The 15,662-nt window shown below is 30.5% G+C and carries 17 protein-coding genes; 8 read left to right on the top strand and 9 right to left on the bottom strand.

Features of this window, described 5'->3' with window-relative positions:
• Positions 1-22: 22 nt before the first annotated feature.
• Positions 23-613: a riboflavin synthase gene (locus DFQ07_RS14875; protein ID WP_133538046.1), complete on the top strand. Its 591-nt coding sequence runs from the start codon at positions 23-25 to the stop codon at positions 611-613.
• A gap of 28 nt (positions 614-641) precedes the next feature.
• A complete protein-coding gene (locus DFQ07_RS14870; RefSeq protein ID WP_133538045.1) occupies positions 642-2,174 on the top strand; it encodes a patatin-like phospholipase family protein in 1,533 nt (510 codons plus the stop codon).
• 22 nt (positions 2,175-2,196) lie between these two features.
• Here the strand turns inward: DFQ07_RS14870 and DFQ07_RS14865 are convergent, their stop codons facing one another.
• Both DFQ07_RS14865 and DFQ07_RS14860 read right to left on the bottom strand, forming a co-directional pair.
• Positions 2,197-2,520, bottom strand: a complete 324-nt coding sequence (locus DFQ07_RS14865; RefSeq protein WP_133538044.1) for a hypothetical protein — start codon at positions 2,518-2,520, stop codon at positions 2,197-2,199.
• A 6-nt stretch (positions 2,521-2,526) separates the two neighbouring features.
• Entirely contained in the window at positions 2,527-2,988 is a 462-nt protein-coding gene (locus DFQ07_RS14860; RefSeq protein WP_133538043.1) for a hypothetical protein, read from the bottom strand.
• A 223-nt stretch (positions 2,989-3,211) separates the two neighbouring features.
• Here DFQ07_RS14860 and DFQ07_RS14855 point away from each other — a divergent pair, with 223 nt between their 5' ends.
• Genes DFQ07_RS14855 through DFQ07_RS14830 form a run of 6 tightly spaced genes read left to right on the top strand, consistent with a single transcriptional unit; the run spans position 3,212 to position 7,590 of the window.
• Positions 3,212-3,598, top strand: coding sequence for a hypothetical protein (locus tag DFQ07_RS14855; RefSeq protein WP_133538042.1), 387 nt, complete (start codon positions 3,212-3,214; stop codon positions 3,596-3,598).
• Between the two features lie 17 nt (positions 3,599-3,615).
• On the top strand, positions 3,616-4,473 hold the full coding sequence (locus tag DFQ07_RS14850) for a universal stress protein (protein ID WP_133538041.1): 858 nt from the start codon (positions 3,616-3,618) through the stop codon (positions 4,471-4,473).
• Between the two features lie 10 nt (positions 4,474-4,483).
• Positions 4,484-4,894: a hypothetical protein gene (locus DFQ07_RS14845; protein WP_133538040.1), complete on the top strand. Its 411-nt coding sequence runs from the start codon at positions 4,484-4,486 to the stop codon at positions 4,892-4,894.
• Entirely contained in the window at positions 4,884-5,732 is an 849-nt protein-coding gene (locus DFQ07_RS14840) for a restriction endonuclease (protein WP_133538039.1), read from the top strand. The genes DFQ07_RS14845 and DFQ07_RS14840 overlap by 11 nt, the downstream gene beginning before the upstream one ends.
• A 12-nt stretch (positions 5,733-5,744) precedes the next feature.
• Complete coding sequence (locus DFQ07_RS14835; protein ID WP_133538038.1) at positions 5,745-7,118, top strand: MBL fold metallo-hydrolase RNA specificity domain-containing protein; 1,374 nt, start codon at positions 5,745-5,747, stop codon at positions 7,116-7,118.
• A 31-nt stretch (positions 7,119-7,149) separates the two neighbouring features.
• Complete coding sequence (locus DFQ07_RS14830) at positions 7,150-7,590, top strand: hypothetical protein (RefSeq protein ID WP_133538037.1); 441 nt, start codon at positions 7,150-7,152, stop codon at positions 7,588-7,590.
• A gap of 55 nt (positions 7,591-7,645) precedes the next feature.
• On the opposite strand, the gene DFQ07_RS14825 is transcribed toward DFQ07_RS14830, so the two are convergent.
• The 7 genes from DFQ07_RS14825 to DFQ07_RS14795 form a co-directional block, all read right to left on the bottom strand.
• Positions 7,646-8,512 carry a universal stress protein gene (locus DFQ07_RS14825; RefSeq protein ID WP_133538036.1) on the bottom strand — a complete coding sequence of 289 codons (867 nt, stop codon included), beginning with the start codon at positions 8,510-8,512 and terminating at the stop codon, positions 7,646-7,648.
• Positions 8,513-8,516: 4 nt separating this feature from the next.
• Positions 8,517-10,133 carry a BCCT family transporter gene (locus tag DFQ07_RS14820; RefSeq protein ID WP_133538035.1) on the bottom strand — a complete coding sequence of 539 codons (1,617 nt, stop codon included), beginning with the start codon at positions 10,131-10,133 and terminating at the stop codon, positions 8,517-8,519.
• 29 nt (positions 10,134-10,162) lie between these two features.
• A complete protein-coding gene (locus DFQ07_RS14815; RefSeq protein WP_133538034.1) occupies positions 10,163-11,332 on the bottom strand; it encodes a hypothetical protein in 1,170 nt (389 codons plus the stop codon).
• 428 nt (positions 11,333-11,760) lie between these two features.
• Entirely contained in the window at positions 11,761-12,432 is a 672-nt protein-coding gene (locus DFQ07_RS14810; RefSeq protein ID WP_133538033.1) for a hypothetical protein, read from the bottom strand.
• A gap of 382 nt (positions 12,433-12,814) precedes the next feature.
• Positions 12,815-13,645 (bottom strand): universal stress protein, encoded by an 831-nt coding sequence (locus DFQ07_RS14805; protein ID WP_133538032.1) that lies wholly within the window; start codon positions 13,643-13,645, stop codon positions 12,815-12,817.
• Between the two features lie 58 nt (positions 13,646-13,703).
• A complete protein-coding gene (locus DFQ07_RS14800) occupies positions 13,704-14,549 on the bottom strand; it encodes a universal stress protein (protein WP_133538031.1) in 846 nt (281 codons plus the stop codon).
• Between the two features lie 245 nt (positions 14,550-14,794).
• A complete protein-coding gene (locus tag DFQ07_RS14795; protein WP_133538030.1) occupies positions 14,795-15,640 on the bottom strand; it encodes a universal stress protein in 846 nt (281 codons plus the stop codon).
• Between the last annotated feature and the right edge of the window lie 22 nt (positions 15,641-15,662).

Here is a 15,662-nt window from a genome sequence, read left to right as displayed (position 1 = left end):
AAAAGTAACTAAATTTTATAGAATGTTTACCGGAATAATAGAAACTCTTGGAATTGTAAAAGGTATTGAACGTGAAAAAGAGAATTTACACCTTACTGTTGAAAGTACAATTACGAATGAGTTAAAAATAGATCAAAGTGTAGCACATAACGGTGTTTGTTTAACTGTTGTAGCTATTGATGAAGATGAATACACTGTTACAGCCATAAAAGAAACTTTAGATAAAACGAATATTGGTGATTTGAAAGTAGGTGAGGAGGTAAATCTGGAAAGAGCAATGAAATTAGGAGCTCGTTTAGATGGTCATATTGTACAAGGGCATGTAGACAGAACAGGAACCTGTAAAAATATACAAGATGCAGATGGAAGTACTGTTTTTACTTTCTCATACGATTTTGATGGTAGCAATGTTACGATTGAAAAGGGGTCAATTACGGTAAATGGAGTGAGTTTAACCGTGGTGAATTCTAAAAAAGATGAATTTAGCGTAGCAATTATACCGTATACTTTTGAACATACTACATTTAAAAATTTTAAAGTTGGAAGTAAAGTAAATTTAGAGTTTGATGTTGTTGGAAAATATGTTGCTAGACTTTATGGGTTAAGAGAATAAAACCAATCTTCAAAAATTGCATAAAAACATGGAACCATTTAAGTCTATTGCCTTGTGTTTTTCAGGAGGTGGATATAGAGCAGCTTGTTTTTCTTTAGGTACTTTATCTTTATTAGAAAAAGTAGGTTTGTTGGAAAATATAAAAGTTATTTCTACAGTATCTGGAGGTACAATTACTGGGGTTAAATACTCACAATCGCAAATAGAAGGAAAAGATTTTAAAACTTTTTTTGATGAGTATTATGAGTGGTTAAATAAAGATGAACTAGTAGGTAATGCACTTGATCATTTAAGATCTCCTTTAATATGGAATCAACCAGAAAATAAACACAAGAGAGAAAATCCAATCAATGCTTTTGCGATTGAGTATAATAATTTTACAAATCATACTACCTTAGGGCAGATTCAAGATGCGATTAGTGAAGAAAAAACACACTTGAAAAGAGTGATTTTTAACGCTACAGACTTTGATAGTACTCACCAATTTAGATTTCAGAATATAAGAGGAAATAGAAAAAGGTTTGGAAATAGTAAGGTACACAGTAAGTATAAAGAGGTATTAGATGATATTAAATTAGGTGATGTAATTGCTGCTTCAACTGCTTTTCCTGGTGGATTTGAACCTATGGGTTTTCCGTATGATTTTAGTCCTAAGCATAATGATTTGGAAGAAATAGGATTGATGGATGGTGGAATTGTAGATAATCAAGGAGCTTCTGTATTTGTATCTGAAACACAAAATAAGTGTGACGAAAAAAGTGAAGACTATGATGTGTTTCTCTTGTGTGATGTTTCTTCACCGTATCCAGGAGAGGGATTTAAATTTGCTTCAGATTCAAAGTTTAACAAATATGTTTCATACATATCAAGTGCTTTTACACTGTTGTTTGTGTTAATGACTACGGTATTTTTCGGAGTGCAAAAATGGTGGGCGTCGTACACCGTTAGTGTTGTTATATTAGCATTTTTAGTGTGTATTCATTTTTTGTTTTTTTCGCTATCCAGATTAATGCAGAAAGAAACAGGAATAGATCAAAAATTATATTTACCGCCAAGAAGAGTAGGATTTTATATACTTAATAGAGCTAAGTCTTTGGTACGTATGGCAAGTGTGGTTTTTCTCAAGAATGATAGAAGACAGAATACGAATGCTATTTATAGTACTTTTCCTAATAAAATTATAACATCTACAGTATATGAATTAAGGTGTACAGATGTGTCAGGCAACCAAACAACTCAGCCAGAGAATGAAAAAAAGTGGAAGGAAATTGTTGCTCATACGGGTGAAATAAGCGAAGCAATTATTAATAATTCGAAAAAAAGTACATCGTTTGGTACCACCTTGTGGTTTACCAAAAAAGATAAAGCAGCAAATATGTTAGATACTGTTATTGCTTGTGGCGAATATACTACATGTTATAATTTATTAGCATATATGATTGTTCAGCATGGAGAAGAGGTGAACACAATGCCTCTTTTTAAAGAGTTGTTACTTTTATGGAAAGAGTTTCAGAAAAACCCCAAGTTTTTAATTGAACAACGAAAAAATAAAACCTCATGAGTATCCATGAGGTTTTATTTTTTTAAAAAACCAAGACTTTAACAGTATTGACAATCGTCTTGATAATTTTGTTTTTAAAGTGTCCTAAGCTAATCTTTGAAACACCTACGGCTTGTAGTGCTTTAAGATGAAATAAATCTTTTTGACTCTGCATTAACCATTCAAAGTCGTCTAGTGTAAGCTTTCCTTGTTTTAATAAAGTAGTCCATCTTTCAAGTTTGTCTTTAGATTCGTTTAGAAAAGCAGTGATGTCTTTTTTTGATTCTTGTGAAAACTCACTAAACTTATCATTAAATAGTGTGATTAGCGATTTTTTTAATTCTTGTAATATTTTTTCGAAATCCATAGCGAATTAATTGTTTGAAAGAAGTTCTAATAATTGATTTTTAGTGGCGGGTTCTTTTTTACTCTCGTATTGAAGTAACAAGTCAAAAGCCTCGGTAATTTGCCCTTTAGCTTCTGTAATAAAAAAAGAAGATAGTTTACCCTTCTCTTCCCATCGCTTTAAAAAACCAGCAAGTAAGTTTTTATCCTTATTAGCTATAAGTAGCCACATTTTATAGGTTATTTCATTGTTAGGTCTGTATTTCTCGTATTCAACAATTTTAGCAATCTCACTTTTCAATTCTTGAATTTCAGAAATATTTTCTTGATAAGAATTTTCAGCCTTTTCTATTAGATGATTAGCATCAATTTTTATTTCAATAGTTTTTTGAAAAGAGTACTGGTCGTAAGGAGCTGTTTTAAGTATGCTGCAAGAGGAAAGAAAAGCGGCAATAAAAATTAAAAGAAAGAAGGGTTTGGTGTTTTTCATTTGACAGTTTTATTGATTTTTATAAGTAAGTAAATTTAGTGATTTATCAATTAATTTAAAGAGAAAAAGGCTTTGAATAAAGAAGTGTTTTTCTAAGGGAATCAAAATGGAAAACCTTTGTGTATTTTAAGTACAGGCAAAATATTTTTCGTAGAAATGATAAAAATCATGGAAATCAACAGGTTATGTTTGTATCTTTATAAGGCGTATAAAACTATGAGTTATGGATATTTCAATTTTTTTACTAAAGTTTTGGGGGTGGTATTGTATCATTTTCTTTTTTGTATTGAGTTTTAACCCTAAAAGAGTAAAGCAAATAGTAGATAATTTAAAAGACGCACGATTTTTAATTGTCCTTTCACTCTTTGCAATTATTATAGGGTTGCTTAATGTTTTAGCTCATAACATATGGGAATCAAATATAAAGTTATTGGTAACTTTATTTGGTTGGCTGGCTTTAATAAAGGGGATTGTTTTATTTACTTTTCCTAAAAGGGCTATTGGTTGGCTGGAGCAAACAAATCTTAAATTTATACAAGCTATGTATATACTGTTGTTTTTTTTAGGATTGTTTATGCTTAATGAAGCTTATGGTATTGTTCCTTTTTAAGTTGAATTTAAAACAAAATGAAAAAAAAGATTTTATTACTAACCGATTTTTCAGAGACGTCATATAATGCAATAGCCTATGCTTTAGAATTGTTCAAAACTGAAAGGTGCGACTTTTATGTGTTAAACGTTTTTAAAACAGTTTACAATTTAATAGAAGATATAATCCCTCCTAAACCAAGAGAAAAAGGATATGATGAACCAAAGGAAAAATCATTACTTGGTCTTGATAGAGTTTCAAAACGAATAGAATCTAAAGAAGAACAAAATCCTTTTCATCAATTTAATTATCTATCGTTAAATGGTGAATCATTATTGAACATAGTAGATGAGGTTGTTGAACAAAAAGATATAGAAATGGTGATAATGGCTACTAAAGGTCTTACAGATGATAAAAGTTCTGTTTTTGGTAGTAATGCAATACAAATAATGGAGAAGATTCGTAATTGTCCTGTTTTAGTGGTGCCTAAAAAAGCTCAGAAAAAAATACCAAAAGAAATTGTTTTTCCAACAAGTTATAGAACTCATTATAAAAAAAGAGAATTAACTTATTTAATAGATATTGTTAGAACCTGTAACGCATCTTTAAGAGTGTTACATATTACTAATAATGATGATATAGATAAAAATCAAAAAGAGCGCAAAGAGATGTTAGAAGAATATTTTGAAGGATTGAACTATTCTTTTCATTCATTGTCTTGTATTACTGTATCTATGGCAATAAAATGTTTTGTTGAAAGTAGAGATAGTGATATGGTAGCTTTTATAAACAAAAAGCACGCATTTTTTGATACTATATTCTCAAAACCATTAGTAAAAGAAGTAGGGTATAAGTTAAAAGTACCTGTGTTAGTATTACATGATTTAAGAAACTAAAAAGAAAACAATGAAAAATATTGGTGTTTGGTTAGACAAAGAGAAAGCTCTTGTTATAACTATTGAAGATGGTATAGAGAATATGAAAAAGATAGAATCTAACATTGAAACATTTCATATTCATGGAGGTTCTGGAACTCGATTTAAAGGAGGTCCGCAAGATGTAGTTCAAGATAGTAAGTACTTAGAAAGAGAAAAACATCAAACAAAAAGATACTTTAGTAATCTTGTAGAAGAAGTAGATAATGCTGATTCATTAGCCATTTTTGGTCCTGCAGAAACTTCCGAAAAGTTTAAGAAAGAGTTAGAAACTTCACATAGAGAGTTAAATGCTAAGGTTAAAACAGTTCAAAGGGTTGATAGTATGACAGATAATCAAGTAAAGGCTCTAGTTAGAGATTTTTTTAAAGATGAAAACTAGTTCAAATAAAATATCAATTGTGAAAGCTTCAGGTCAAGTGGTACAATTTTCATTAGCTAAGCTAAAAAAATCTCTTAAAAGAACTGGGGCAAATGATGAAGTGGTAGAATATATTCTGCAAACTGTTCAAGAAGAGTTATATGAAGGAATTACTACCAAAGAAATTTACAATAGAGCTTTCGCTTTGTTAAAGAAAAAAAAGAGAGTATTAGCTTCAAAATATAAATTAAAAAAAGCGATATACGAATTAGGGCCTACTGGTTTTCCTTTTGAACATTTTATAGGAACTATTTTAAAGTTCTCTGGATATAAAGTTACGGTTGGAGCAATTTTGCAAGGTGAGTGTGTGGAACATGAAGTTGATGTTTTGGCACATAAAAATAATGAAACAATAGTTGTAGAATGTAAGTTTCATAGTGAAAGGGGGCTTGTGTGTAATATTAAAATCCCGCTATATATACGTTCTCGTTATAAAGATGTAAAAAATTATTGGAACACATTTAAAAAGCATGAGACCACTTTAACTCAAGGTTGGGTGGTAACCAATACCCGTTTTACAAAAGACGCCATTCAATATGGTAATTGTGTAGGCTTGTATTTGTTAAGTTGGGATTATCCAAGTAAGAATAGTTTAAAAGATATAATTGACCGTTTGGGACTATACCCTATTACAGTATCTACATTATTAACGAATAGAGAAAAACAGTTTTTACTGAATAGAGATATAGTATTGTGTAGAGAGTTGATAAAAGATAATTTTTACTTAGATCACTTAGGGGTTTCAGATGTGAGAAAGAAAAGAATTCTCACAGAAATAGATCAATTATGTAATAGCTAAAACACTACAAGTATGCTCAACTTAGCAAAAGTTCACTTTTTAGGAGCAGCTGGTACGGTTACTGGTTCTAAATTCTTGATTGAAGCTTTTGATAAACAGCTTATGATTGATTGCGGTATGTTTCAAGGAGTCAAAGAACTTCGTGAGCTGAACTGGAAAGAGCTTCCTTTTGATGTAGAAAAGATTGATGTAGTATTGTTAACTCACGGACATTTAGATCATGTAGGTTTTTTACCAAGGTTATATAAACAAGGGTTTAGAGGAAAAATAATAGGAACAAGCCCTACATTGGCAATCGCAGAAATTATTTTAAAAGACAGTGCAAAAATTCATGAAGAAGAAGCAGAAAAGGCTGCTGAAGAAAACTATAGTAAGCACAACCCTGTGTTACCTTTTTATACGGTAACTGAAGCAGAAAAAACCATAGGGTTATTTGAACCAAAGGAAGAGGGGAAATGGGAGTCTTTATCAAAAGAGATATCGTATAGGTTTCAATACAATGGACATATCATAGGAGCTACTTTTATTGAATTGGAGATTAACAAAAAAAGATTTGTGTTTTCTGGAGATGTTGGTAGGGTAAATGATTATTTATTAGCAGCACCTAAAAAACCACGATGGGCAGATTATCTTTTTTTGGAAAGTACGTATGGTCATAAGTTGCACCCGCAAGAAGATATTGAAGAAATTTTATCAGAGTTTATAGAGGAGACAATTTTGAATAAAGGGAACTTAATAATTCCCAGTTTTGCAGTAGAGCGTTTGCAAATATTGATGTATATCTTGTGGAAACTCTATAAGAAAAATAAAATTCCGGGCATTCCAATTTTTGTTGATAGCCCGATGGGAAATAATGTTTTAGAAGTTTTTAAACGATATCTTCAATGGCATAAACTACCTATGAATGAGTATAAAGCGATGTGTAGTCACATGAATATTATTGAATCGTATAGAGAAACTTGGGAAACTATAGATGATTCTAGATCGAAAATAATAATTGCAGGAAGCGGAATGGTGACAGGAGGTAGGGTTTTAACCTATTTAAGTCAGTTGATAGATGAACCGACAACTACTATTTTATTAGTAGGATATCAGGCAGAAGGAACAAGAGGAAGACAATTACAGGAAGGATGTCATGAAATAAAATTCTTTGGACGATATTTTCCTGTGAAAGCAAAGGTGAGAAATATAGAAAGTTTATCAGCGCATGCAGACCAACAAGACTTGTTGAATTGGTTAAGTGAAATTAAAAATATACCAGAAGAAGTGTTTCTTGTGCATGGAGAGCAAACAGCTTTGGATGCTTTAAGATTAAAAATACAAAAAGAAAAAAAATGGAATGTATTCGTTCCTAAATTGCATGCTATAAAAGAATTAACTGTGTGATGTGAAATGTTTAAATTTAAAGACTAACTCGATGAAAACAACAAAAACACAATTAAAATTTGTAGAATGGTTTAGTGCAGAAGATATGCACTTAGCCTCAAAACAATGGTTATCAGAGCTTACTTTTTTAAAAGATGAACAGCTGTTTTTTGAAGATTTAATTAGAAAATATATTTTTGAATTGATAGCTCCAGATCAATTTAATAAAACTACTAAAATAGTAGAATCTTTAAGTAGTTCAAGAAAGAAAACCGATGAGTTGATTAAGATTGTTCAAGCACATGAGAGAGGGTTGGAGGTAATGGTAGATGGAGTAGATCAGGTAATTGAAGAAGAGGTTTATAAAAATGAACATAGAAGATTGATTATAGAGGTTAATGAGTTTTTAAAAGAGTATCAGGGTTTAAAAGAAACACTTTTTGATACGATAAAAAAAATTGCTAAATCAGAAAAAAAGAGATTAAATGAATAAATGTAATATGTGTTTATAAAAAACTCGAGGTTGAATTTCAACCTCGAGTTTTTTGTTATTCAATAACATGGCGTTTAACAACCCATAAAGGCACATGTAAATCATGGGTAAATAACTCTTCAGTAACACTTCCTACTAAAAGAGATGTGAAGTTATTGTGTCCCTTATCAGCAACGAAGAGAATATCGGTTTTCTCCTTTTCAGCAACAGTCCTAATTTTTTCAGGAATACTATCTTCGCCGGCAGAAACTCTAATTACTTCTATGTTAGAAGCGTTTATTTTTTGTAGAAGTTTGTTGAACAGTTTATCAGTATGTTTTTCAACTTTTTCAAGAGCTTTTTCTACTTTAATATAAGGGAAAAATAATTGAGGTATTTTAAAAACATGTAATGCTTTTAGAAGTGTGTTGTTATATGAACTCATTGCTGAAGCAATATGAAAGGCCTTTTGAGATGCTGTTGAAAAATCTGTAGCAACCATGAAATTTTCTGGAATTATCTTAGCTTCTTTTGGAATAGATAAAACATCACACTTGGCCATTCGTAATAATTTTCCTGAAACAGAACCAGAACCTTTATACGTATTTTTATTTCCTAAAACGATTAAATCTACCATGTATTTATTAGCTACATATCCTATTAATCCTTCAGTATAAGAATCGTCAGAAACTAACAATTCATAATTGCAATCAGCATTAAAATGTTTATTAATACTGTTTTCTAATTCTTCTTCAATAATGTCTTCAATATTTATGTCTTCTAATTGTTCAGCAAAAAGGTTGCTTATTTCGTACTTCTTTACATTATGAATAAAATATACATTATCAGTATTGTATTTTTTAGCCAAATTTGAGGTGTATTGAATTAGTAAAGTGTCTAATTCTGATAAATCTAGGGCTACGAGTATGTTTTTTATTTTCATAATACTACGATTTTTGTTTTTTAGACTCAATTAATTTTTTGACTGTTTCTTGATATTCTTCTATCTCTTTTTGGTTCAACCGTTTTTTGTGTTCTTTGTAGTCTTCCCGTAGTCCTTTGAAAAGAGAATAACACATTAACAAAAGTAATAAAGCAAAAGGCAAACCAGTTACTATAGAGGCTGTTTGCAAGGCTTTTAACCCTCCTCCTAATAATAATACAGCTGCAACTGCACCTTCGGCCAAAGCCCAAAAAACACGCTGACCTACAGGAGCGTCAATTTTACCTCCAGATGTTAAACTATCTACAACTAATGAACCAGAATCGGAAGATGTTACAAAGAAACTTGCTATTAGTACAATTGCAATGATATTTAATATCATAGAAACTGGGTAGTCTTCTAGAAAGACAAAAAGAGCTGTAGCTACATTTTTATTAACTCCTTCAGCAATGGTAGTATCACCTCCTAGAATTTCATGTAAAGAGGTTGACCCAAAAGCAGTAATCCAGAAAAAAGTAATTAAAGTAGGAGCAATTAACACTCCAAGTGTAAATTCTCGAATAGTTCTCCCTTTTGATACACGGGCAATAAACATACCCACAAATGGAGACCAGGCAATCCACCATCCCCAATAAAAAATGGTCCATGAATTTTGCCACTGAGTACCTGTATAACTTTCAGCCCAGGTAGATAAACTAATTAAATTATTTACATAGCTTCCTGTATTTTGGATGAATGATTTTAAAATAAAGATAGTGGGGCCTAATATGATTACAGCTAATAGTAGTAAAATGGCTATTCGCATATTCATTTCACTTAAAAACTTAACTCCTTTGTCTACTCCAGATACTACTGAAATTGTGGCAATTAATGTAATACCTACGATGAGCCAAATTTGAAGAGAAATTCCAGAATCGAATCCAAAGACATGCTCTAATCCAGCAGCGACTTGCTTTACTCCAAAACCAAGTGAAGTGGCTAATCCAAAAACAGTAGCTAAAACCGCAAAAATATCAATGATGTCTCCAATTTTTCCGTAAATTCTATCCCCTAAAAACGGGTAAAATACAGATCGAATAGTTAAGGGGAGTCCCCTAGAATAAGTAAAGTAAGCTAATGAAAGTCCAACCAAAGCATAGATACCCCATGCATGTAACCCCCAATGTAAAAAAGTAACATTCATAGCTTCTTTAGCGGCAGCAGCAGTATTTGCTTCTGCCAAAGGAGGAGACGAGAGATGGTATACAGGTTCGGCAATACTCCAAAAAAGTAATCCAATTCCCATTCCGGCACTAAAAAGCATAGAAAACCACGCGCTTGTAGAAAACTCTGGTTTTGCTTTTGGTCCTCCAATTCGAAGTGTTCCGAATTTACTAAATGCCAAGTAGAGCATAAAAATTACGAATACGTTTACAGAGAAAATAAATAACCAACCTGTTTTATTGGCTATAAAATTTTGAATTGTGGTAAAGTATGATTCTGCTTCTTTTTTAAATAGTAAAGTTAAAACTACACTTATTATAATAACAATGGATGAGGTAAAGAATACAGGACCATTGACATCAAGCCCAAATATCGATTTCCGTTCATCACTTCTAATTATTTTTTTTGCTTTTTTCATTTGTTGATATTTTATGCTATTCGTCTTTATTAAAAATAATATCCGATGTTTATGTTAAATCTCATATCCCAATTAGTATTTGGTGTTCCGTTTGCTAATGCGTTTGTCCAAACAGACCCTAACCATGGGTGGTTTTTTCCAGCGGCAAAATCTATATAGGTATACACATTTCCTGCTGTCACTAGAAAACCAAAGACATTCATGTAGCTGTCTTCAAAATTAAGAGCAGTTTTGTCCATATACCCAAAATCATTATAGACTTGTATGCTAGAGATAGGTTTCCATTTTACAGGAATGGTATAGGCTACTCCTAATGTATATGTAGTAGCTTCGGTTGCTGTAAGATAAGGAGCACCATAAGCCGTTAAGGCAATAAGGTTGTTGTAAGTAGTATTTTTGGTAGCATACTTGTAGGTAGATATTTGTGCCTTAGTATCAAAATTTTTGGTGTTTAATTGATAATGCAAAGCAAAAGCATGATGATTAGAAGTGTCTTCTGTGTCTAAATTGTATAATCCACCATATTGGGCAGAAAAGCCTAGTTTATGTTGTGTGTTTTTATTTCCGAAGTGAAAATTTATTTTCCCATTTAATTGATTTGTTTCTTTATATCTAAGGTCTAAAGTTCCATCTCCGTCGATGTCTATTGAAGCAACATCGTATGAATATCGACTGTTAGAAACATCTGAATTACTCCCAAAGTTAAGTTCTTCAGCATTTTTAAAAAAAGCAAAAGCATATTCCCATTTATCTCCTTTGTGTGTAAACTTTACTCCCATATCATGATCGTCTTCTAGCCCTAAATAGTAGTTAATACCAAAAAACCAATTGTGAGAATTGTATTGGGTGATTCCAAAAGGAACTTGTGTTAAACCTAATTGAATATTGTCTTTTGTATTAAAATCGTAGCCTAACCACCCTTGTTTTAGCATGCCGCCCCCAAAACTTTGAGAGTAAAAACGATATTCGGCATTTAGTTTTATTCCTTTGTATTTTGCTTTAGTGTTGATTCTGAAAACATCGAAGCCAAAATCGCCTCCGCGTTTTTTTTGACCTTCTTTCCAAGAAGAAAGGTTGTAGTTAAATCGTAAGGCACCACCAACTTTTACTGTTGGTTTTTCTGGTAGTTTTTCTTGAGCAAAAAGAAAAGAGCTAAAACCTAGAGCTAATAAGCCTAGGGTTTTTCGTGTAAAGTTCATTTTTTACTTAAATTTTAGTAAAGTTTCAATTTGAGCTATACAGCCCATTTATTGTATAAAAGAGTAATTCTAATAAAGAAACAAAGAGAAGTTTTTGAACAATTAGTCAAAAGAGGGAACTTAATTTCTTATCCGATAATTGAAGGTGGGATAAACTTTTCCGATTGAATTCGAAAAACTAAAAAGTTGAAACTAAAGATTCGTTTATTTTTTTTGTCTTTAAGTTTTTTAATCATACGGTGCAAAGGTACATATTATAAAGGAATTCGAAAAATTAAGGACCTCTATGAGTAGAGGTTCTTTGCATATAGATATTTTCATTAAAAGAAAAACATCTATAGATATAAGCTCTAGAACTTAAAGATTGTTTTCAAAGTAACACGAATAACAATTTCTTCCTTCTTTTTAAGAAGAAAATAGTTAATGAATTAATTTATTGGAGTTGTTTCGGTGTCTTTTTGTAATGTGGTTTTAGAAGCAATAAGTTGATGTTTTTCCAAAGCCATAATTACTAAGTTAACATAATCATTAATCGTTTCATCAGTAGATTTTGGATCTACGATATCAATATATCCTTTCCAGATAAGTTCTTTGTCTTTTGTAGGGCAAATACAATACATTGTAGTTTCAATATGATAAACTTTGTATTCTTGGTAATAGTCTGGATTATAAAAAATGTCTTGATACATGAAATATTCATCCTTAAACTTTTTATAAACTTCATCATCTTCCTTATAATTTTTATTGTATGCAAGTTTATTTTCTACCCCAATTACCTTTGAAAGAATAACAGTATCAAAACCGTCTTCTATAAGTTTATTTTCTAATGAATTCAAGTCATCTTCAGTCATTTTTTTTGTCTTAAAAGCTGAATCAAAAAGAGTTAAACTACTAACTGCCTCAGTTCCTCGAAGCTGTAATTCCTCTTTAAATTTGTTTTCAAAATTTTGTCGAGCTTTATTGTTAGAGGTTAAACCGACAACTAATGCTTTATATGGTTCGTAGTTGTCAATTTCTGGGTTTTTCCAATCGTCTACCAAAATAACAGAAGAACAACATGTTAGTAAAAGCATTACAATTAATAAGGTTATATTTTTCATTTGGTGTTGTTTTAATAGATTAATTACATTAATAATTTTTTTAATCTATTCATGTTGTTCTCGATTCTATAAAGTTAATAATGGGCTAGCTTTTTTGTTAAACATCTATTTTTACAGTAAGTCTTAATAACGAAGTTCTAATTATTGATTTTAATATTAAACATGAATTAGTTTAGCTAAATTACTAACTAAATAAGCCTTTTAAAATGATATATATCAGTTGTATATGGTTCGTTTTATGGTTTTGATTCCTTGAATCACATACTACTAAAAATAGAATCATGTAAAGGAATATCCTTAACCATAAGGAAGGTTAATATGTTACCTAAAGAGTATGTTTTAGTTTATAACATCTAATTAAATTGAAAAACTATTTCTGCTTTTAGTTTGGAATAACTAAGAAAGGTACCATAGGGTGAAACCCTATTTTTTTTATTACTGGCTCTTTAACAATTCCTTCAATAAAACCATGTTTGTAGTTTACCATAGCCAGCATGTCTATTTTTAACTCTTTTATAAAATCATTTATTTCTGTTGCTTTTTTGGTGTAATTAGCCATCCAATGTAAGGTATAGGAGTAGTCATATAAATAGCCCTTCAGCATAGTTAGATTATAATTTTGTACTTCACTAAGCTTGTCTTCTTCTGCTATATGTACAATTCTTATGGCAGAATCATACAATTCTACTAGTTCTTTTAAAGGCTTTATTTCTTTATCTTCATAAAAGTGATTAAAATCTGTAGGGAAGGCTATTTGTTTAGGTACAACAAAATCAAAGTTTTCAGGTATTACTAAAACTGGACACAACCTCAAGTGTTTGATAACTTTAAGTGTATTGCTTCCGAAGAATAACTCTTTTGCCGCAGTAGAGCCTTTTGTGCCTATTATAACAATATCTATTCGATGATTTTTAATTGTTATCTTCAAAGCGGTTGATAAATCCTCTTTACTTAAAACGACTTTGAACTCATGATTTGCATTTACATTTACCGTTTGTGCCATTTCTTGTAATTCTACCAATTCTTTCATAGCATTTTTTGCCATAGTATCGAAAAGCTTGGAAGTGAGATTAGTCATTGTAGAAGCTTTTATTTTTAAGGAATGAAGTATGTAAAAAGTGCATACCTCATTAGCGTACAGTTTTAATGCATATACAATAGCGTTCCATGCATTATCTGAAAAATCAGTAGGTAATAAGATGTTTTTTTGCATTGCTAATGGTTTTAGAGACTAAAAACAGTATTTAACTGTTTTATTGATATAATAATAGTTAGTTAGGTTTTGAAGGAATCACTAAAAAAGGAATGGTTAGATGAAACCCTATTTGGTTAATTGTTGATTTAAAAAATAAGTTTTCAAAAAATGAATGCTTATTGTTAATCATCACCAATAAATTTATACGTGTTTTTAATTGAAAATTTGTAATAGCGTCGGCTATATTTTGATTTTTTTCATCATGAAAAAGATGAGCTATATGTTTAAAAAAGGGCTCTAATTTTTCACGATTATGTTTTTGCTGTTCAGATAGTTCGTGTTCGTAACGTACATTTAGTATATTAATTCTTGAATGATACATAGAAGCAATATCTATAATAGGCTGTATGTGTTTTTCTTGAAAATTAATTCCATAATCTGAGGGAAACAATATTTCACGAGGAGCTTCAAAAGTAAATTCACTGGGTATAGCTAATACAGGGCATTTGGCATTTTTTAGAACATGTATTGTGTTAGAGCCAAATAAAACCTCTTTAACTCCAGAGGCTCCTTTGGTACCCATAGCAATCATATCTACTACATTATCGTTGTATAGTTCACTAATTTCTAAAGGTAAAGTGTTAAATGCTGAAGAAGACGAAAAAAGATGTTTTGGATTATTGAATTGTTGCTGAATTCTTTCCATGAATTCTTTAAGTTTAGCTTCAGAAACATTTCTCATGGTATCAACCAAACTAAATTGAGACATACTTGCACTTGTATAATCGTATTGAAAAATTATGGGCGTGTAGGTGTTTAGTAAATGGAAAGCACAAGTTTCGTCCTTGAATAATTGTAAGGTATAGGTTATGGCGTTCCAGGAATTCTCTGAAAAATCTGTAGGAATTAATATTTTTTTCATGGTACCCCTTTTTAATTACCAGTTTAAAAATACGTTATAAAATAAAGGCTAGCCATGATATATATCAGGTTTGCTATACTAACAATTTTTGCTTGAGTTTAATAATTTTTAACCCTTCGATGTCTTCTTTTATTTTCAATCGATTTTAGATGGAAATTTTAAAGTGGTAAGTAGTAAAAAAGTTTCTTTATTTTCTGTTTAAAGTATAACTCTATTAGATAATCATGAATCATTTTTTATGCATGTTATTCATGAAGAACTAAAAAAGGAATATCTGTATGATAACTTATTTGTTCTGTTTTAGTATGAAATAGAATTTGTTGAAAATAATTTAAATTCTTGGCTACCATTACTATAATGTCAATATTTCTGCTTTCAACAAAACACTGTATTCCATCTTCTACCTTTTTATTGGTTAAATAATGATAACTATAATCAAAGCCATCAAAAAAATCACCTATTAATTCTTTACAAGCCTTTTGATCTGCATTTAATTGCTTTTCTTTATGACCAATATGAAGAACCCTTAAACAAGAATTATTGCTTTTTAAAATATCTAAAATGGGTTGTAAAACCTGAATATCATACGAAATAGCAAAATCTGTAGGAAAAGCTATTTCTTTTGGTGCGGAATAAGTAGCGTTTTCAGGGACTACCAATGTAGAACATTTTACTTTGGTTATAACATCTCCAGTATTACTACCGACAATATATTTTTTTAAGCCTGTTGCCCCTTGAGTCCCCATAATTATTAGGCTGATTTTTTTTTCTAAAACATGTTTCCGTACAGATTCTATAAAAAAACCATAATTAGTAAGTATATAAAATTTATGTTTTTTGTTATGAGGTATTTCTTTAGAAATTCGTTTTAATATTTCTTTTAATTTTTTTTTTGTTGGTTTTGTGTATAAATCTTCTATGGTTTCTTGATCAAACTGAGATAAAGTATCCTCTTTTTGGAAGTCAATTATGTTGTTATTAACATGCAATATGTAAAAATTACAGTTAGTTTCAACAAAAAAATTGAGTCCATATTTTAATGCTTTCCATGAATTTTCAGAAAAATCTGTTAGAAATAAAATATTTTTCATTATTTAAATTTCTCTTTTACAA

This window comes from Tenacibaculum caenipelagi, assembly GCF_004363005.1.
GTDB lineage: Bacteria > Bacteroidota > Bacteroidia > Flavobacteriales > Flavobacteriaceae > Polaribacter > Polaribacter caenipelagi.
Note: the sequence above shows the minus strand (reverse complement) of the source record. Positions and strands in the feature narration are given on the sequence as shown.